Origin of the sequence: Pseudomonas sp. GM80 (assembly GCF_000282515.1) — a bacterium.
Classification (GTDB): Bacteria; Pseudomonadota; Gammaproteobacteria; order Pseudomonadales; family Pseudomonadaceae; genus Aquipseudomonas.
This window is the reverse complement of sequence record NZ_AKJD01000043.1, coordinates 1-19515: the sequence shown is the minus strand read 5'-3', so window position 1 is coordinate 19515 and position 19515 is coordinate 1. Positions and strand designations below refer to the sequence as shown.

Below are 19515 nucleotides of genomic sequence, written 5' to 3'. Positions count from 1 at the left end.
ATTCGGTCGTGACTTTGATCACAAGCCGGTATGGTGGCGCAGCGAAATCATCAGTAAAGAGGACGTGCACAGCCTTTTTGCACGAAGATCCTTTAGATACTGGCCAATATGCCGATCCATCTACTGCTGGGAGATAAACGTCTATGTTTGACATAAATAATCGTCCCTGTGATCACAGATGATCAAGCATAAGGCTGGCAATATTCCCCATGGACTCGATCGCGAACCGCGCTTGGCTCCGGGTTACGCTATCAAGCCACGGCCGCCCATGCCCAGTACCTTCCTTGTACGCAGAGCATTGAGAGCGCACCCCAGTTCATATGCCGCTCGCTCGACGCGCATTTTTACAGGTTCCTTGTCTTGCACTGGATTCGATGGAGTCGCCCAATCCAACGCCGTGAACGCCTGGCCTAAGAGTGTTGGAAAATTCGAGTGACTTGGGTAATGGCCCCACTTCTCAACCAACACGTGGGCCGCCGTAGCCTCCAATAGATCTTTCGCTGTACCTGCCAACAGCGGGCTGTCCAATGCTCCCCGTCGCGCTCTATCGGCGTAAGCAGCTAGAGCAGCTGTTAGCTCTCGGCCCTTCATCGCTTCGAGGACCCGGGGTGCCAGATTGCCGTCTGTGGACAGGTCCCAACCATTGTTCGCAATCGTGGCAACGATATTCGCTATCGCTTCGGAACCGCAGTAGTTCGAGGACTGAGAGCGAAATCCACCTTTTCCCTGAACATTGGATATCAGCGCCGAGACAAAGGCTTCACCGCTTTTCTGGTTGTTGACCATCGCCCAATTCAGCGCCCCTCGAATGCGTTTAGCTTTGCCGACGGGTCTACCACCAGGGCCCTGTTGCTCACCACCCGCAAGGTGATACTGAGCAAACAATAAATCGAGGTCGTAGTGCGTAGGCTCGCGCTTCTCCGTCTGAGAATCGTCTACCAAACGCGCTAACGCCACGATAACGGCGTCAGTCAGCGGAGGATTGTCGGCCATTCCTTGTCCATCCCTTCAAAGAAACGAAGCTGATTTCGCGATTAGCATGCACTGCCAAGCATGCTGAACGGAATACTCAGATTTGACTGCCTCGGAGCCTGGCCAGCCCTTGATTGATGAAGCCCGCGTTCTCTCCGATCGTAGAGAGTGCACCTCGGATGTTATCGCCGACCTCCTCCAACCCACTTTGCTCGGCATGAAGCGTAAGCTCCATCAGCGCAGCTTCCAGGGCGAGCTGGTTCTGATACATCCTCTCCAATACGCTGTGCAGGGAATATTCGTCGCTCATATCTTGGCTCCATCCAAAACCTAGAGCGTAGCAGGACATCAGTGCGCGCTCCCATGGAAAGTTAAAACGCCGTATACCTACACGAGCGCTTCCTTAGAGAAGAAAAATGCCGGAAAAACTAAACGACATTAAAGACATAATGCACGACTAAAACGCCACATCGCGACTAATTATGGCCATACTTTAGCTCTTATTAACCCATACTGTTTTTCAAACAAACCTCGAATTAACATTCAATCGCTCTAGATAATGTAACAACGAACATAACTTCACAAAAATTCGCTCACAAATGAATCCAATGTCATTGGTAATGTCGAATACTGTGACACTGACAATTTTGTTGAAAACCGCATTGACTCACCACAACACAATATTGCAGCGCAGCAACCACCATCAACGACTTGACTCCACCGCCATCCAAACTATGTTGACTCCTTCAACGAGGAGTTCTTTCATGACCGATATCGAACAATTCCCTGTAAGCAAAAAAGATATGGAAAGAAAGTTAATTTTTCAGTCCGCTAGGAGGTTAGTAAAAGCGACGGGTGTAGAAATGAAGCTCTCCTCTAGCCGCAAAGTTATTGCCAATATCTTAGGGTATAGCGATTGTCATGACTTGCAACAGCAAGTGTCGAATAACTGTGACCCCCGAACCTTGGTAGGAATGGAACGAGGCGCTATGAATCTGTTTTTGATGGAAAATATCCATAAAGTCTTACATGTCCCGCTAGCAACGGCTCTTGAGTTGCTGCCAAAACTTGGTTTCCACTTCTACTCGGCAATAAGTAAAAACAATTCGCACTCCGCAGAGCCAAATTTGGGTTCTGAGCCGGCCAAAACTCAAATTCATATTGTTGAACCACCTAAAGCCGAAGAGAAGGTGTCTAAGCAGCCTCACTGTGGAAATACATATGTTGCAGTCACTTTCAAAGCTAGGCGGAAAATTACTGTACCGTGACGCTCTAAGTTCAGTTGCACGCGCCCTTTCGCGAGGGCGTCACCTGCCGCCCTCTCTTATTTGTTGAGTTGGTACACAGACTGACCCCAAATCTACGCTCTTGAAGTAGAGCCTTGTCATTGTGACAAATAAATCAAACTGCACAAAAAATGGATGCCAGAGTTCTCATATTCTCAAAGTTGACGCGTGCCGACTTCCAACTAGCATTACTTTTTTCAAATGGGAGTATCGCTATGAAAATGCCAAAGCAATTTCCGATCTCGCAAAGAGACATCGATAGAGGTCGGTTTGCCAGATCTGCCAAATCCCTCAGCAACATGGCCAACAGACCGATGCCGATCGGAGTTGCTGAAAGAGCCATTGCCAATCTACTGGGTTATTCCGACCTTGACGAAATGGAACGAACCGCCAACTGCTTCCCTGAACGAGAGTTCAATCCGAACTGGAAACAGGAGATCTGTGTGCACGTGATGTACCGCGTCCACAAGAATTTAAGAATACCCTTAGATCACTGCTCTCATTTTTTCGTTATGCTAGGCCTCATGGAATACAGCTTTATGAAAAGGGATTACCCAATTATGGACCGTACTGTTCGTACGAACTTCGACTTTAACGGCGAATCAGGCGCGGATAAGCTTCGTAAGTTCCCTATCATTCAATCACGACGTCTCCCGGACAAAGTCACTACATATCGCGCCGCGGCCCGGCGCAGCAGCTGACCTTGAACGAGCTAATCAGGCTCAAAATTCGCTATACCAAACTGGAGAGTCACATGAAGAAAAGAACAGTGTCAGACCTCATCCGAGACCAGCAAGTTAATCGGGAAAACCTGAATTCGTTTTATTTGTCATCGCTCACGGGGCATAGGTGCTCCATGCATATTCTTCTTTATATTCGGGATTTCCAAAAAATCGTACTGCACGAAATTATGAGTACCGAATTCACAATTGCACCTTCAATGTCCCCCCCCAAAAGGTTGCACTAGTAGCTGAGTCAACCGAGGCCAACAATTCCTGCGCGATTGAATGCACGGCCTTCCAGGAATCGGCAACCTCCCGCATCAACCCGGCCCCCGCTGGCTTCATTCCGGCGAGGCCGGGCTGACCAACACTGCAACCCTGGGAGTAACGGTTCCGTTCTCTCTGGCCTTTAATCTTCTAACGCCCTAACACGATTAACTAACGAGTTGCTGGATGCGCCCTACCTGCTTTTTCACAAGCGACCCTATCCGCCTCAGCATTAGCGCCAAAATCCACAGCTAACTTGTCAATCAGACCGCGGACTGAAGGCAGCAGCCCCCTGCGTGATGGGAAGACCGCATGGATGAGCCCGCTACGCACCACGAATTTAGGTAGCACCTCCACCAATAGCCCATCATGTATTGCGTGTCGCACCATGATCTCGGGCAGTTGTACAACCCCTACCCCCTGTACCGCGGCACGGTGCAGCGCATCAAGGTCTGAAGTTACAAATCGGGGCGTATGAACCACCTCAATACGTTCATCTTTCGTCCCTAAAAAGGTCCAATTGTGTTCACGGTTCGGTGGACCTAGATCCATGCTAGGCAGACTCGATAGGTCATTTGGGGTTTCGAGCTTCAACCCATCTATTAAGGATGGACGCGCAACCAGTTTCTGATGGCTATCCCCCAGCACTCTCATCACCAGGTTGGCGTCTTCCAATGGAGGAAAACGCACCCTAAGTGCAATGTCGTAGCCTTCACCCAGAACATCTACCCGGCGGTTAGTACTGTCGATGTGCACCTGCACCTTAGGGTGCTGGACCATGAACTCCGCGATGATGTCGCTCACCCCCATAGCCCCCAATGCAGGCGGACAGCTAATCCGCACAATGCCTTGTGGTTCGGCACGCGAATGCTCGACTACTTGCTCTGCCGCATCCGCTTCTACCAGCATCGCTACACAATGGCGGTAGTAGTCTTGACCGATCTCTGTGACCGTAAACTTCCTCGTTGATCGCTGAATCAGGCGTACACCAAGCCGCTCCTCAAGGGCTGCGATCCGCCGGCTTAGCTTCGACTTCGGGATATCAAGTTTTTTACTCGCGCTTGAGAATCCGTTGTGGTCGACGACCTGGACGAAGTAGTACAAATCATTGAAGTCGTACACGGAGCTATTTACTCACTGGCTGGATGCAGAACGTAAGTATCGCAGGTGATGGTGGGAGTTCCCATTGATGAGTACCTTGCAGCCTCTCAGCACTCACCTCTTCCACTTTTTTGCGTGATAGCCGCTTCGTCAAAAGGAGCGTACGCTTTTGACAATTGTCAAAACGAAAAATCGAGATTTCTTAATTGGGATCAATTAGTTACGGCATTTATAGTTTTGGTAAATCTAACAAAATGTCCGATCTCTACTATTTCGCCAAAGTCGTCGAGGCCGGCGGATTCGCGGCGGCCGGGCGTCTGCTCGGCATTCCCAAGTCGCGGCTGTCACGACGCATCGCCGAGCTGGAAGAACGCCTCGGCGCGCGTTTGCTGCAGCGCACCACGCGCCAACTCAACCTCACGGCGGTCGGTGAGCGTTATTTGCGTCATTGCCAGGCGATGTTGCTGGAAGCGGAAATGGCCGATGAGGCGGTGGCGAGCATGTCCAGCGAGCCGCGTGGACGCTTGCGGGTGTCCTGCCCGACCGGTCTGGCGCACGAGATGCTGCCGTGGGTGATCAGCGAATTCCTCGGTAAATTCCCCCAGGTGCAGCTGGAAGTTGTATTGCTCAACCGCCGCGTCGATCTGGTCGGCGAAGGCTTTGATGTGGCCCTGCGCGTGCGCGAACACGGTGATGAGGACCCTTTGCTGGTCACCCGGCGCTTGCGCCAGGCGCAAATGGTTGTGGTGGCCAGTCCGGCGTTTATTCAGGGGCAATCGATCAACCATCCGCAAGATTTGCGAACGCTGCCGGTGCTTGGCGCTTTGGAAGCGGATCGTCTGGTTCATGTGCGCCTGCTTGATCAGCAGGGCAACAGTTTCGAATTGAACATGGAAGCCCGGCTGGGTATCGATGACTTTATTGTGCGCAAAGCCTGCGTGCTGGCCGGCCAGGGTTTCACGTTGCTGCCGATGATGTACTGCGAGGAAGAACTGCAAAACGGCACACTGCTGCAACTGCTGCCAGAGTGGTCGCTGCCCGGTGGCTGGCTGCAAGCGGTGTACCCGCATAGGCGCGGGGTGATGCCAGCGGTGCGCGCGTGGATCGATCACCTGGTCGAATCGTTCAATGCCTGTGGGGAGCGGTTGTTATGAAAAAGGGAAGGATGAGCGAAGCGGACGTCGCCGAATTTTGCCTGGCGTTGCCGGGCGCGCGCGAGGATTACAAATGGGGCGGTGTGCGGGTGTTTTCGATTGCCGGCAACAAGATGTTTGCCTTGCAGGGGCTGCGCGGTGATTCGCTGGCGTTCAAGGTCGACAAGGATCTGTTTCTCGGCCATTGCGACCGCCCCGGCATTCACCCGGCGCCGTATCTGGCGCGGGCGCAGTGGATCATCATGCACCCGCCCTACCCGCTGGGTGCCGAGGAATTGCGCGGATTGTTGCAGCGCTCGCACCAGTTGGTGGTGAGCAAACTGCCGAAAAAAACCCAAATCGGTTTACTGCTGTAACCCCGATCCCTTGTAGGAGCTGCCGAAGGCTCGGGCCGCGATCGGACGATCTTTTGACTTTGATCTTTTAAAAATCAGAATCAAAAGATCGCAGCCTTCGGCAGCTCCTACAAGGGGGGTGGTGTTTTTTAGAACAGGGCCAGCAGTTTCATGCCGATGAACAGTTGGTCAATCCAGAATATCTGGTGCAGCAAGACGATCACCCAGAACAGAATCTGGAACGACACCTTGCGCGTCTTGTGCCGAAAAACCTGCTGGGCGATCAATGCGCCCGGCCAGCCGCCGGCCAGTTCCACCGCATGAAGGATGTTCTCCGGCGTGCGCCAGGCACCGGTGCGGGCCTTGCGCTTGTCTGCCCAGTACAGGAAGAACGCCAACACACTGACGATCCCGTACCCTGCCAATGGCACCAGCGAGATCCCGCGCAGCCACATCGACAGCGAGCCGTATAACGGCAACGCACAGACGATCAGCAACACCACCAGTTTCAATTTCAGATATTGGATGTTGCCAGCCATAGGCCGACCCTCAGGGCGACGTGCGCGGGAATCATTCATGGTTTGGCCGCCGACCAGTCGACCCAGCCGAATTGCCACGTGGCGAGGATGACCAGGCCGAAGACGATCCGGTACCAGGCAAATGCCGCGTAACTGTGGCTGGCGATGAACTTGAGCAAGCCGCGCACGGCGATCATGGCGAAAATGAACGCCGTCACGAAGCCGATGGCGAATACCGGGAAGTCCGCCGGCACGAACAGGTGGCGATACTTGTAGCCCGAGTACACCGCCGCACCCACCATGGTCGGCATGGCGAGGAAGAACGAGAACTCGGTAGCGGTTTTACGCGACAAACCAAACAGCAAGCCGCCAATGATCGTCGAGCCGGAACGCGAAGTACCGGGAATCATTGCCAGGCACTGCGCAAAACCAACTTTCAGGGCGTCCTGCCAGGTGATCTCGTCGACAGTTTCGGCATGCACTTCATGCTGACGCTTTTCCGCCCACAACATGATGACGCCGCCCACTACCAGCGCGGCCGCGACCGTGATCGGGTTGAACAGGTATTCGTGGATCAGGTCGGCAAAAATTACCCCCAACACCACGGCCGGCAAGAAAGCGATCAGCAGATTGGCAGTAAACCGTCGAGCGCTGGGCTGCGTCGGCAAGCCAATCACCACGTCGAGAATCTTGCGGCGAAACTCCCAGACCACCGCGAGGATCGCGCCGAGCTGAATGATGATGTTGAACGCCATGGCCCGTTCGCCGCCGAAGTCGAGCAAGTCGGCAACAATGATCTGGTGTCCGGTACTGGAAATGGGCAAAAACTCCGTCAGCCCCTCTACAACTCCAAGAATCAGTGCCTGCAAGGCGGTCCAAAGATCCATCAATCCCCCAAAGAGCGATGCACGGCGGCATGCCCCGATAGTATTTTTCTTACGTTCACTGCGTTCAGCGTAGCTGTTTGTAGCTGTACCGATTCCGCGCGCACAGGATCCACACGAAACAGTCAAAATTCCGTGAAATATCAACTTGGATTCAGGTTTTTACGCGCGGGGCCGAAATCCTAACAGACAAGCCTTAATAGCGCTGCCGCGTTATACGACTTGGGTCGCGTATGCCCGCTCACAAAATCGTGGTTGGATGCTGGCGGTCGTTTATTACAAGAAAAAGAATTCGGAGTGACAGCGTTATGAACAGCTTGCGCAGTGTGTCGATCAGCCGACGCTTGTGGCTCATTTTGGTGGTGGCCGTGGTCATGTTGCTGACCTTGGGCGTGTTGATGCTCAAGCAGATCCACGATGACCTGTATCACGCCAAAGCCCAGAAAACCCAACATGTGGTGCAGACGGCCAGCGGCCTGCTCACCTACTACCATGACCTGGAAACCGCCGGCACCTTAAGCAAAGAGGTAGCGCAAAAGCAGGCGCTGACCGCGATTCGTGGCCTGCGCTATGACCAGAGCGACTATTTCTGGATCAACGACCTCACGCCCGTGATGGTCATGCACCCGACCAACCCGAAACTCGAAGGTCAGAACCTCTCGGCGATCCGAGATCCGGACGGTTTTGCGGTGTTCAACGAAATGGTCGCCATCGCCCGCGCCAAAGGCGCCGGCATGGTCGACTACCGTTGGCCGAAACCCGGCGCCAGTGAGCCGGTGGCGAAAACTTCTTACGTCAAGCTGTTCGAACCGTGGGGCTGGGTGATCGGCTCCGGCGTTTACGTCGACGATGTGCAGGCAGAGTTCAAGGGCCAGGTGATCAAAGCCACGGTCATCGGCCTGGCGATTGCGCTGATCATGGCCCTGCTGGTGATTCTGATCGCCCGCAGCATCGTGCGCCCGTTGCAGGAAACCGTGAACGCAATGGCCAACATTGCCAGCGGCGAAAGCGACCTGACCCGCAGCCTCGATACCCACGGCAAGGATGAAGTCACCGAACTGGCGCATCATTTCAATGCCTTCACCGCGAAATTGCGCCGGGTGATCGGCGACTTGCAGGTCTCGGCCAGCGCACTGGGCCAATCGTCCAGCGAACTGGGCAACGACGCCTCGCAGGCGCAGCAACGCAGTCAGCAGCAATCGCAGCAAATGGAACTGGTGGCCACCGCGATCAACGAGGTGACCTACGGCGTACAGGACGTGGCGAAGAATGCCGAACATGCCGCCGCTGAAATGCGTGATGCCGAAGCGCAGGCGCAGCAGGGCCAGATCAACATCGACGGCAGCCTGCAACAGATCGACAAGCTTTCGGGCACCATCGATCAGGCGGTCGAGGTGATCCGCACCCTCGCCGCCGAGAGCACGCAGATTGGCAGCGTACTGGAGGTGATTCGCTCGATTGCCGAACAGACCAACCTGCTGGCGCTCAACGCCGCGATTGAAGCGGCGCGGGCCGGTGAGCAGGGACGCGGTTTTGCCGTGGTCGCCGATGAAGTGCGCCTGTTGGCGCAGCGCACGCAGAAATCGACGGCCGAGATTCAGTCGATGATCGAGCGCCTGCAAAATCATTCCGAAGCCGCTGTAAAAGTCATCGGCGACAGCAGCAAGGCGTCGCAACTGACCATCGAACAAGCCGGCCTCGCGGGTGCCAGCCTGAATGCCATTGGCCAGGCGTTGCGCAACCTCAATGGTTTGAATGCCTCAATTGCCAGCGCTACTTTGCAGCAGGCGCATGTGGTCGAGGACATCAACCAGAACGTCACCCAGGCGGCGGGGCTCTCGCACAGCACGGCGATCGCTGCAGAGCAGTCGAGTGCGGCAAGCGTGAAGCTCGGCCAACTGAGCGAACAACTCAACGGCCTGCTACGCCAGTTCCGCGTCTGACCTAAAGCCTTGTGGGAGCTGGCTTGCCAGCGATGGCGGTGGGTCATCCAATATCAATATTGAATGTGCCGACCTCATCGCTGGCAAGCCAGCTCCCACAGGTTCTTCAGTGTTTGGGCGAATACAGTACAATCCGCTCCCTTCTTTTCTCCCCCCAAGGAATCCCCATGTCCGGGCTTGAACTGTTTGCCGCCGCCCTCGGTGTGATCGCCGTCTGGCTGACGGTCAAACAGAACCCATGGTGCTGGCCGATCGGTCTGGTCATGGTGTTGCTCTATAGCTGGATCTTCTTTGAGGTGAAGCTGTATTCGGACATGTTGCTGCAAGTGATCTACGCCGCGCTGCAAGTCTACGGCTGGTGGCAATGGACTCGTGCCGGGACGATGCACGACGGGCGGCAGGTCAGCCGTCTCGATCAGCGTTCAATCCTGATCGGGCTCAGCGTCGGCGCTGTCGGCAGCCTGCTGCTGGGCGCGGCCATGGCGCACTGGACGGATGCCGCACAGCCTTGGCTCGACGCAGCGTTGACGGCGTTCAGCCTGGTTGCGCAGTTGTGGATGGCGCAGAAACGTCTGCAGTGCTGGGCGCTGTGGTTTGTCCTCGATGTGATCTTTGTCGGGCTGTTCATCTATAAGGATCTGTACCTCACCGCAGCCTTGTACGGCCTGTTCACCCTGATCGCGGTGCAAGGCTATCGTGAATGGCGTGCCGATCCGGCGTTGCGCACATGAAAGTCGTGGTGCTTACCGGGCCGGAATCCACCGGCAAGAGCTGGCTGGCGGCGGGCCTGCAACAACAGTTCGGCGGCGTACGGGTGGACGAATACGTGCGCTGGTTCATTGAGCAGAACCCGCGTGATACTTTCCTGGCAGACATCCCCGAGATCGCCCGTGGCCAGTTGCAGTGGGAAGATCAGGCGCGTGCGCAAAAACCGGCGCTGCTGATTCTCGACACGCACCTGCTGAGCAACATGCTGTGGAGCCAGACGCTGTTCGGCGCCTGCCCGGCCTGGCTCGAACCCGAGCTGCTGGCACGCCGATACGACTTGCACCTTCTGCTATCCCCGGAGCACATCGACTGGACCGATGACGGTCAACGCTGCCAGCCGGATCTGGAGCAGCGTCTGGCCTTCTTCAACGCCACGCGCGCCTGGCTTGAGCAACATCAGCAATCCGTGCAAATCATTCAAGGCAATTGGGCTGAGCGGCAGACGCAAGCTTTTGCGGCGGTTGCACAATTGCTTTGCGAATGACCCGGTTCAAGGGGCTCCTGCCCCACTGTTTTCCCCTGTTTTGGGGACAAAGTGTCCATTCCTGAAACACACACTTGACGGCAAAGTGGCCGTTTCAACGGCCTCGAGCGTTTTGTCGGTCGACCTGTTACGCAGTTGAAACACCTTGCCGCAAACCCTCGTTCCAGAGCTTTGTTCAGCCAATAGACAGGTCGATGCCAATGTGCGTGTTTCATCAATGAAACAGCTTGTGTATCAAACCTTTGCTCGATTCACGTAAGCATCTGAAATCAATGAGTATTTAAAAAGCGGCACAGCTTTCGCTCTCTCCTTCACAACGCTGACTAGGGCCAGCCCACTGAAGAAGGAATTGCTGCCGTGGGGAATTTCAAAAAGAGCATGACCTGCCTCCTGCTGATCGGATCAGCAGCCAGCACATTCGTCAGTTTCAATGTGCAGGCAGAAGGTAATGGCGTCATCGTCCTCAATCGCGACGTTCAGCCGATTCCTATCGGCCGCAACGGTGGCAAAGACCCCTACCCGACCACTGTCAATGCCAACCCGGCCGCACGTATCAATGCCGCCATGAACAGCACCGAGCTTAGCGACGGCGACTTTGCCGATGTCGCCAGCGGCAGTGCGTTCCGCACCATCAATACGGCCCAGGCCGGCGCCAATCTGCCAGGCCTCAATACGGTCACCAATCCCAACGGCATGCCCGGCATGAGCGCCGGTCACGGTGGCGGTTCCGGTGGCGCGATTTCCGGCACGATCAACCGTGCCATGAGTTCCGGCCTTGCTCCGCTGACCCGTATGGCCGGAGGCCAATGAGATGAATCGCTCACTCCTTCTGCTTGCCTTGCTCGGTTGCAGCACTGTCATGGCTGCTGATCCCGCCTCAGTGAACAACGCCAACATTCAGGACTCCGGTGTTCAGTATCGCGGCAATTTCAACGTCAACCAGGCGGCTGGCGATCAAATGCAACAGGCCAACGTCAAGGCTGTGGGCATCGGCACCGAATCCCACGCCACTACCAGCGTCATGCAAAAAATCGACACACCGGCCTCTCGCTCGATGGACGCCAGCGCAACCATCGGCGGCACCTCTTTCAGTAATGGCAACGGGATTCTGGGCGTGAACCAGGGCGCCGGGGCCAACAACCAGATGGCCAACGTTACGCGCGTCAGCATCAGTGCTGCCCCGCAGAGCGTTGACGACAGTGCCCTTTCGCAACAGAACGTGGCGCTTTTACCGAGCTCAGGAGCAACTGGTACCTCACCCGGCAGTCGCCAGGTCACGACAAGTGATCAGGCCTTCACCGGCAGCCGTGGGGTAATCCAGGTGAACCAGAGTGCCGGGGTGGGGAACCGAATGGCTAACACCCTGAGCATCCGGGTCGCTGACTGACCCAAATAACAAAAGCAGTGCAATTAGAAAGTACCAACACTTAACCAACTAATAAGCACGATGGAGAAACACCATGAAACCTACAATGGCTCTCAAACCACTGGTTTTCGCACTTGCAGCAGTGATGGCAATCGCAGCACAGGCAGGCGGTCGTGATGACGATCATGGTAATGGGCACGGCAACGGCCATGGCAATAACCAGCCAAAAGGCCCGACCCTTGAGCAAATCCTGCAAATCTCGGCGGGTGCTGGCGCCACCGTGATGGACCAGCAAAGCAGCTCAGGCAACGCCGTGTTGAACCAAGGCACCAAAAATGGTGCAGCAGTGGATAGCTCTCTGAATGGCTCCAACGGCAACATGGGCGCCAACGCCGCAGCTGGCGACGGCAACCAACAAGACAACGCCGCTGCTCTGGCGACTGCCGACGAAAGCTTCATCTTCGGCACCGCGGTCGCTGCTTCCAGCGCGACTCAGCTCAATGGCGGCAACACCGTTGCGAACTACTCCAACACCAACGCCGCGTCGCTCAACAATGCTGGCAACAATGGCTCCGGCAACATCGGCGTCAACGTGACCGCTGGCAACTTCAACCAACAGAAAAACAACCTGGCAATCGCTGTGTCGGGCGGTCGTGTAGCGCAGGCAGCAGCCGCAGCCAATCAAAGCTCCACAGGTCTGACCGTTACCAACAATGCTACTCAGGTCATGAAAAAAGAAACTCTGGTCGGGACTGTTAACGCAGTCGGCGCCTTCGTAGCGGCTGGCCAGGCGACTACTGAATCCGACAACCACGGTGGCGGTAACCATGGCGGCGGCTATGGTAACAACGATCGTGGCGGCAACGGTGGTGGCAACCACGGCGGCAACAACGGCAGCAGCACTTCCGACTTCGTCGCAGTGGGCGTATTCGGTCTGGCCGGTGTGACCACCCAACAACAGCTGACTCCAGACGGCTGGAAAAACCCTGTGACCAACACTGCAACCATGACCAACTCGATGAACAACTTCTCCGGCAACGGTGGAGCCAACGTCTCGTCTGGTGTGGGTAACCAACAAAGCAACTCGCTGTCCATCGCTGCTGGCTGCAGAGCCTGCCTGTAATCGCGATCGAAACGAAAGCCCCGGAAACGGGGCTTTTCCTCAGTCCGCAAAGGCGTATCGATCATGCGTAACACTGCCCTCCTCGCGATGCTGTTCGTCTGTGGCCTGACTCAGGCCGGTCAGATGCCCGTGGCTGCCCTGCCGGGTGGCACGCTCGTCTACAAAAACGTGCAAAGCATCCGTGAGCGCAAGTTTGCCGACATCGTCGAACAGAAAACCGATTTCAGCTGCGGCGCTGCTGCACTTGCCACGGTATTACGCCAGGCCTATTGGCTCGACGTCGATGAGGAGCACATCATCAAAGGCATGCTGGTCAACGCTGACCAGGACCTTGTCCGTACTCAAGGGTTTTCCATGCTCGACATGAAGCGCTACATAGAAAGCATCGGCATGCGCGCCAGGGGCTACAAGATCCCACCGGAAAAACTCGACGCGGTAACAATCCCGGTGGTGGTACTGATGGAAATTCGCGGCTACAAGCACTTCGTCGTGTTGCAGCGCTCGGACAAGGAGTGGGTTTACATCGGAGACCCGGTTCTTGGCCATAAACGCTACAAGCATGATGACTTTGTCAAAGGTTGGAATGGCATTGTCTTCGCCATCGTCGGTCCCGGATATGACAAGGCCAACGCCTTGCGCAGTCCTCCGGTGCCATTGACGGCCAAGAACAAGCTGGATGGTTTCAACCCGGTCAGAGATGCTGAATTGATGGATTTCGGGTTCATTCAGAGCGACTTCTTTTAATCGCCGATTGTAGAGAATGGGACTGGATGTCCCGGGAGCAGCAGATGAAAACCTCATACTGGCTGGCCGCCGCCTGCCTGGCAGCGAGCGCATCGGGCTACGCCAATGCAGGATTCAAACCTATAGAAATCAAGGACCAGGAGCTCGCCGAGCTGCGTGGTCGTTATGTGATGCCGGGGCGGATTATCAGCTTCGGCATTGTCATGAGCAGTACCTGGCGCAACGCCAGCGGTGATCTGATCGGTGCGTCTGCATCAATGCAGGTACAACAAACCACCATCAAACCGGAATTTTACGTGTCGACCATCAAGGAGATGGGCAACGGCAATACGCCGGAGCTGGGCTCGGGATCGATTATCGGCGGTGCCGGCCTGAACTCATCGTCGGGCGTGACGCAGAGCGTACGCGCAGCGGGTGACGGCAACACGGCCAATAACAACGTTGCCATCAACGTCAGGGAAGCCAATCAGGCACCAGCGCTCGCACCCGCACAGGGCCAGGCCCTGATGGCCGGCCAGACTATTACCGGCAGCAATGCCGCCGGCAATGTCGCGGTCTCGGCAACCGGTACCGGTGGCGTGCAAATGGCGATACAAGCCAGTGGCAATCAAGGCACGGCACTGCAACAGGTCGCTTCAAGCGGCTTACTGCAGAACACCCGTCTGCTCGGAAGTGCCAACGTGGTCAACAACCTGACTCAACTCAACGTCGTACTCAATAATAACGGCAGAAGCGCCGGCGCACTGGATTGCAACCTGACTCAACTCGGGGCCCTACGCACTATCGGATATTGAACTACGCTGAGTCTCGATCATTGGGCTTAAAGGGACGGCTTATTCATGTATCGATCAGTATCACTGCGTGCCGCAGTGTGTTTGAGCACTCTTCTCCCCGCCGCGATGCTGCAAGCGGCACCGAACTCGGATGTAGAGGCCCTGAAACAGGAACTTCTAGAGCTGAAGCAACGATACGAAGTACAACAAAAGGCCCTGGCGGTCCTCGAACAACGAGTCCGCCAGGTTGAAGAACAACCCGCCGCCCCACCACCAAAACGTCTGGCGAAATCGCCATCGGACATGAAAGGCAATCGCGTCGCCACCGGTACCGGTGCGGCAGCCGCATCAGGAGGCGCCGCCGGGGGCAGTGGCGCATCGTACGGGCAATCGCTGGCTGACGACTCTCAACCGGCGCAAAGCGTCTCCAACCTGTACGACGAGGCCAGCGGTTTCTTCGGTGGCGGCAAGTTCAGTGTCGAAACCGGCGTCACCTATTCGCGCTATGACACCCGCCAGCTGATTCTCAACGGCTTTCTGGCGCTGGATTCGATTTTCCTCGGCAACATCAACCTTGACCGGATCAAGGCCGACACCTGGACCCTCGACCTCACGGGCCGCTACAACTTTGATAATCGCTGGCAGTTCGACCTGAACGTGCCCGTGGTCTATCGAGAATCGACTTATCAGTCGGGCGGCGGCAATCAGGGCGCGGCCGGTGTCACCACTGAAGAAACCGTCACCAAGGATCCAACCATTGGCGACGTCAACTTCGGCATTGCCTACAAATTCCTCGACGAGTCGGTCAATACGCCGGACGCCGTGGTCACCTTGCGGGTCAAGGCGCCTACCGGCAAGGACCCGTTCGGTATCAAGCTGCGTCAGACCGATGCCAACTCCAACCTGTTCGTGCCTGACACCCTGCCAACCGGCAACGGCGTCTGGTCGATCACCCCGGGGATCTCGCTGGTCAAGACGTTCGACCCGGCCGTACTGTTCGGCAGCTTGTCCTACACCCACAACCTGGAAGAATCGTTCGACGACATCAGCTCGACCGTCAACCAGAAAACCCCGGGCAAGGTGCGCATTGGCGACAGCTTCCAGATCGGCGCCGGTATTGCGTTTGCGCTGAACGAGAAGATGAGTATGTCGTTCTCCGTCTCTGACCTGGTACAACGCAAAAGCAAGCTGAAACAGGATGGCGGGGATTGGGAATCGGTGGTGTCCAGCGACGCCAACGCCGGTTACTTCAACGTCGGCATGACCATTGCGGCCACCGACAACCTGACCATCGTGCCCAACCTGTCGATCGGTATGACCGACGATGCACCGGACTTTTCCTTCAGCCTGAAATTCCCGTACTACTTCTAAGCAGAGCAACAGCAAAAGATCGCAGCCTTCGGCAGTTCCTACAGGATTACCCTTGTAGGAGCTGCCGAAGGCTGCGATCTTTTGATCTTCTAGCGAATCTGATGCTTGTGCAGCAGCCGGTAAAACGTCGGACGGGACACCCCAAGTACCTTCGCCGCAATACTCAGATTGTCACTGTGCCGGTTCAACACATCGCACAATGCCTGACGCTCAGCTCGCGTCTTGTAATCTTCCAGCGTGCCCATGGGCGTAGCGATTGAATGCTGACTGATCAGGCCCAGGTCGCGCGCCTCGATCTGCCGCCCCTCGGCCAGCACCAGTCCGCGACGAACGCGGTTGGCCAACTCACGGACATTGCCCGGCCAATCGTGTTTACCCATCGCAATCAGCGCATCTTCACTGAAACTGCGCGGACGTCGACCGGTTTCGTGGCTGTAGAAATGCGAAAAGTGGTTGGCCAGCATCGACAAGTCACCGTGCCGCTCACGCAGAGGCGCGGTGACCACTTGCAGCACATTGAGCCGGTAGTACAAATCCTCGCGGAAGCGCTTCTTCTCGATTGCAGACTCAAGATCGACGTGGGTTGCTGCCAACACGCGTACATCGACAGGAATTGGCTGACTGCCACCGACCCGTTCAATGTGTTTTTCCTGGAGGAACCGCAGCAGATTGGCCTGCAACTCCAGCGGCAGGTCACCAATTTCATCAAGGAACAAGGTGCCGCCGTTGGCCGCTTCGATGCGGCCGACCTTGCGCTGATGCGCGCCGGTAAACGCACCTTTTTCGTGACCAAACAGCTCTGACTGGATCAAGTGTTCGGGAATTGCCCCGCAATTGATCGCCACAAACGGTTTGCTGTGACGTTGCGATTGCCGATGCAGCGTGCGCGCGACCAGCTCTTTACCGGTGCCGCTTTCGCCACGGATCAATACGGGCGATTCGGTCGGCGCCAGCTTGCTGAGCAATTTGCGCAGTTCGCGGATCGGTTTGCTGTCGCCGAGCAATTCATGTTCGGGCTGGTCGACGTGAATTGTGCCCTGCCCGCGCAGGCGTGCCATGCCGAACGCCCGGCCGAGGGTGACTTGCACCCGAGACACGTCGAACGGCAGGGTATGGAAATCGAAAAACCATTCGCAGACGAAGTCGCCAACGTTCTGCAGGCGCAGTACTTCCTGATTCAGCACAGCGATCCATTCCGTGCCGCTGCGACTGATCAACTCTTTCACCGCTTCCGGCCGTTCGAGGTGAAAAGGCTGTAATCGCAGCAAGCCGACATCGCAGCTGCGGTCGGCGGCATTTTCCAGCGTACAACTGTCGACATCCCAGCCTACCGCGCGTAAACCGGGCAATAAGCGGTGACAGTCGTCGCACGGATCGACCACCAATAAACGTCGTAACGCAGGCGCTTCGCTCATGACTGTTCCTTGGCGCCAAATATTAGAAATGATTGTAAAAACAGTCATTTGGCAGACCCGACTGTAACATTAGCAAGATTTTGACAGCGCCTTGTATCGATTGCTTATAGGTGTACAAACAAACGCGTTATAAGCAGCGCGGTTGTTAGTTAGCTATCGACTATTTCATTACTGAAAAGCTTTCAGCGAGCTTTCAAAAGCTGTCTAAAAGCCAGGTCTATGAAAGAAAGTTGAAATTTCTTTGTTTCGAGTGTGACCCGTTAGCGGGTTGCGTGCATCAGTACAAGTAACCAGCCGAACGGTAAGCCCAACCGACGGCCTATCACTTGATTGGGCATTACAGAGAGAAGACCCCATGACCGCCCCGCTCCGTATCAACGAAGCTCTTTTGATTGCCAACCACGCGTTCAAACCCTTCCAGTGCGTGGCCTGGGCGCCACAAGACGGCAATGGCGAACTGAGCCTGACCGTTATTGATCGGACCAATTCCCACATTGGCCGCAAACAGATTCCAAGCAGTGCCTACTCCGATCCGGCACAACTCGAACAACTGCTGCAACAAGCCCGCGCCGAGTTGAGCGAAGAAGGCTACCTGCTGCAATCGTGGTCGATGCCACACTGATTTCACGGGTGATGCGGATGACATTAACGTCATCCGCCCTCTTTCCCTTAGTTGCACTTTCTTTTCGTCCGCACCCACGGTTGTATAACTTTAAACAGTGGCGTCAGGCCCAACTGCTTGGCAGGCTTGCCATTGGTTCAAAAAGACACTGTTGTGGCACAGTGCGACCCTCCGCCTGTTAGTTCTCACCGTTGTACTTCTTGATCATCAAGTATTGAATGTTCGGCTCATGCAGTTACCCACCCGGTTCCCGGGTCATGGTCAACTCGCAAGGAGATGCGTGCATGTTCAGCTCGAACGCTTTCGCGCTGGCGCCGCCGTTAAATAGCGCCGGACAACTTGATCAGACCTTTGCGACTCGCGGCATCGCGCAAGTGTATTTTGCCGGCAGTGAGTCGAGCATGACGCAAGGCGTCGCTGTCGATCAGCAGGGCCGCGTGCTGGTGGCCGCCAAAGTCGGCACGGCCCAAGGCAGCCGATTCGGCCTGGCGCGATTGCTCGCCGACGGTTCGGCGGATCTCGGGTTTGCGCATCACGGCAGTGTCATCGGCGAATATGCCCACGGCTTTGAAGCATCAGCCAGTAAAGTGCAGGTACTCGCTGATGGCCGAATCCTGCTGGCCGGCCTCCACTACGAAAACACCCACCGCACCTTGCCTGCCCTCGCCCGCTTCGATGCTCAGGGCAATCCGGACCCGACATTCGGCGATAACGGCGTGCAAGTCGTGCGCCTGCCGGGCGACTTGTCCATGGGCACCCGCGATAACTGGCTGCCGCCGGGTGTACCGGGCGCGGAGGCCTGCGATGTCGCCGTGCAACCTGACGGCCATGTGCTGCTGATTGCCAATCATCACTTCGAACTGGCCGACCATGCCGGCATGCTCATCCGTCTCAAGCCTGACGGCAGCCTTGACGAGACGTTCAACGGTCGTGGCTTCGTGATGATCCGCCATTTGTTGCTCAATACCTGGCTGAGCAGCCTGCTGCTGCAAGAGGACGGGCGGATCATGGTCGCCGGCTCCATCGATTTTCCGCAAGAAGGCCTGTTGGCGCGTTACCTGCCTGATGGCCGTCTGGATGAGCGGTTTGCCGTCGACGGTTTTATGTCGTTTACCGCTGGCGGGCGCAGTGCGCAGGTCAGCCAGGTGATCGAGTCGGCGCAACACCTCCACTGTTTCGGCAGCAGCCGCGACCCGAGTCACTGTCTTTCTCTGAGCCTGCATCACAATGGTCGCGCCGACCTGCACCGCCATGACGGCCTGCCGCAGTTACTCGACATCGGCCCCAGTGGCTGCCAGTGGAACGCCGCTCAACGCATGCAGGACGGGCGCATGATTGCCGTCGGCGCGACCATTGGCGGCGTTGAAGCAGACTTTATCGTCGCGCGCTATTTGCCTGATGGTGACCTCGATCAGCGTTTCGGCGATGGCAATGGCTGGCTGCGCACACGTCTTGGCCGAAGCCTGGACACGGCCAATTCGCTGGCCTTGCAAGCGGACGGCGGGATTCTTGTCGGCGGTTATTCGCTGGATGGCAACTACCGGGCGATGGTCGCGCGCTACCTCAACCCCGAATAACCTCATGTAGGAGCTGCCGCAGGCTCGGGCCGCGATCGGACGATCTTTTGATCTTGTTTTTTTAAAACCCAGATCAAAAGATCGCAGCCT

At 56.3% G+C, this 19515-nt stretch carries 21 protein-coding genes; 15 read left to right on the top strand and 6 right to left on the bottom strand.

Annotated features, from left to right (window positions below):
- Positions 1–243: 243 nt before the first annotated feature.
- Together PMI37_RS05585 and PMI37_RS05580 are read right to left on the bottom strand one after the other, a co-directional pair.
- Positions 244–993, bottom strand: a complete 750-nt coding sequence (locus PMI37_RS05585) for a hypothetical protein (RefSeq protein WP_008078937.1) — start codon at positions 991–993, stop codon at positions 244–246.
- A 76-nt stretch (positions 994–1069) separates the two neighbouring features.
- Complete coding sequence (locus PMI37_RS05580; RefSeq protein WP_045122993.1) at positions 1070–1282, bottom strand: hypothetical protein; 213 nt, start codon at positions 1280–1282, stop codon at positions 1070–1072.
- 454 nt (positions 1283–1736) lie between these two features.
- Between PMI37_RS05580 and PMI37_RS05575 the strand changes: the two genes are divergently transcribed.
- Together PMI37_RS05575 and PMI37_RS05570 are read left to right on the top strand one after the other, a co-directional pair.
- Positions 1737–2240 carry a hypothetical protein gene (locus PMI37_RS05575; protein WP_008078935.1) on the top strand — a complete coding sequence of 168 codons (504 nt, stop codon included), beginning with the start codon at positions 1737–1739 and terminating at the stop codon, positions 2238–2240.
- A 233-nt stretch (positions 2241–2473) separates the two neighbouring features.
- Positions 2474–2959: a hypothetical protein gene (locus tag PMI37_RS05570; protein ID WP_008078934.1), complete on the top strand. Its 486-nt coding sequence runs from the start codon at positions 2474–2476 to the stop codon at positions 2957–2959.
- Between the two features lie 459 nt (positions 2960–3418).
- Here the strand turns inward: PMI37_RS05570 and PMI37_RS05560 are convergent, their stop codons facing one another.
- Positions 3419–4369: a LysR substrate-binding domain-containing protein gene (locus PMI37_RS05560; RefSeq protein WP_008078933.1), complete on the bottom strand. Its 951-nt coding sequence runs from the start codon at positions 4367–4369 to the stop codon at positions 3419–3421.
- 233 nt (positions 4370–4602) lie between these two features.
- On the opposite strand from PMI37_RS05560, the gene PMI37_RS05555 reads away from it, so the two are divergent.
- On the top strand, positions 4603–5502 hold the full coding sequence (locus tag PMI37_RS05555) for a LysR substrate-binding domain-containing protein (protein ID WP_045122990.1): 900 nt from the start codon (positions 4603–4605) through the stop codon (positions 5500–5502).
- Positions 5499–5858, top strand: a complete 360-nt coding sequence (locus tag PMI37_RS05550) for an MmcQ/YjbR family DNA-binding protein (protein WP_008078931.1) — start codon at positions 5499–5501, stop codon at positions 5856–5858. The genes PMI37_RS05555 and PMI37_RS05550 overlap by 4 nt, the downstream gene beginning before the upstream one ends.
- A gap of 128 nt (positions 5859–5986) precedes the next feature.
- Here the strand turns inward: PMI37_RS05550 and PMI37_RS05545 are convergent, their stop codons facing one another.
- Together PMI37_RS05545 and PMI37_RS05540 are read right to left on the bottom strand one after the other, a co-directional pair.
- Positions 5987–6415: a DUF1294 domain-containing protein gene (locus PMI37_RS05545; protein WP_045122989.1), complete on the bottom strand. Its 429-nt coding sequence runs from the start codon at positions 6413–6415 to the stop codon at positions 5987–5989.
- Positions 6412–7242, bottom strand: coding sequence for an undecaprenyl-diphosphate phosphatase (locus tag PMI37_RS05540; protein ID WP_008078929.1), 831 nt, complete (start codon positions 7240–7242; stop codon positions 6412–6414). Before PMI37_RS05540 ends, PMI37_RS05545 begins: the two co-directional genes overlap by 4 nt.
- A gap of 305 nt (positions 7243–7547) precedes the next feature.
- Between PMI37_RS05540 and PMI37_RS05535 the strand changes: the two genes are divergently transcribed.
- From PMI37_RS05535 to PMI37_RS05495, 9 genes are all read left to right on the top strand, one after another.
- A complete protein-coding gene (locus PMI37_RS05535; protein ID WP_008078928.1) occupies positions 7548–9182 on the top strand; it encodes a methyl-accepting chemotaxis protein in 1635 nt (544 codons plus the stop codon).
- 167 nt (positions 9183–9349) lie between these two features.
- Positions 9350–9913, top strand: coding sequence for a nicotinamide riboside transporter PnuC (gene pnuC, locus PMI37_RS05530; RefSeq protein WP_008078927.1), 564 nt, complete (start codon positions 9350–9352; stop codon positions 9911–9913).
- On the top strand, positions 9910–10434 hold the full coding sequence (locus tag PMI37_RS05525; protein WP_008078926.1) for an AAA family ATPase: 525 nt from the start codon (positions 9910–9912) through the stop codon (positions 10432–10434). The genes pnuC and PMI37_RS05525 overlap by 4 nt, the downstream gene beginning before the upstream one ends.
- Before the next feature lie 357 nt (positions 10435–10791).
- Positions 10792–11244 (top strand): hypothetical protein, encoded by a 453-nt coding sequence (locus PMI37_RS05520; protein ID WP_008078925.1) that lies wholly within the window; start codon positions 10792–10794, stop codon positions 11242–11244.
- A gap of 1 nt (position 11245) precedes the next feature.
- Positions 11246–11821, top strand: coding sequence for a hypothetical protein (locus tag PMI37_RS05515; protein WP_008078924.1), 576 nt, complete (start codon positions 11246–11248; stop codon positions 11819–11821).
- A 73-nt stretch (positions 11822–11894) separates the two neighbouring features.
- Positions 11895–12923, top strand: coding sequence for a hypothetical protein (locus tag PMI37_RS05510; protein ID WP_008078923.1), 1029 nt, complete (start codon positions 11895–11897; stop codon positions 12921–12923).
- A 63-nt stretch (positions 12924–12986) separates the two neighbouring features.
- Positions 12987–13667 carry a C39 family peptidase gene (locus tag PMI37_RS05505; protein WP_008078922.1) on the top strand — a complete coding sequence of 227 codons (681 nt, stop codon included), beginning with the start codon at positions 12987–12989 and terminating at the stop codon, positions 13665–13667.
- Between the two features lie 44 nt (positions 13668–13711).
- Positions 13712–14461: a hypothetical protein gene (locus PMI37_RS05500; protein WP_008078921.1), complete on the top strand. Its 750-nt coding sequence runs from the start codon at positions 13712–13714 to the stop codon at positions 14459–14461.
- Positions 14462–14506: 45 nt separating this feature from the next.
- Entirely contained in the window at positions 14507–15811 is a 1305-nt protein-coding gene (locus PMI37_RS05495; RefSeq protein WP_008078920.1) for a hypothetical protein, read from the top strand.
- Between the two features lie 89 nt (positions 15812–15900).
- Here the strand turns inward: PMI37_RS05495 and PMI37_RS05490 are convergent, their stop codons facing one another.
- The gene (locus PMI37_RS05490; RefSeq protein ID WP_008078919.1) at positions 15901–17226 is read right to left on the bottom strand and encodes a sigma-54 dependent transcriptional regulator; all 1326 of its coding nucleotides are present in this window, start codon (positions 17224–17226) and stop codon (positions 15901–15903) included.
- Between the two features lie 355 nt (positions 17227–17581).
- Here PMI37_RS05490 and PMI37_RS05485 point away from each other — a divergent pair, with 355 nt between their 5' ends.
- A complete protein-coding gene (locus PMI37_RS05485) occupies positions 17582–17848 on the top strand; it encodes a hypothetical protein (protein WP_008078918.1) in 267 nt (88 codons plus the stop codon).
- 284 nt (positions 17849–18132) lie between these two features.
- Positions 18133–19425, top strand: coding sequence for a hypothetical protein (locus tag PMI37_RS05480; protein WP_008078917.1), 1293 nt, complete (start codon positions 18133–18135; stop codon positions 19423–19425).
- Positions 19426–19515: the final 90 nt, after the last annotated feature.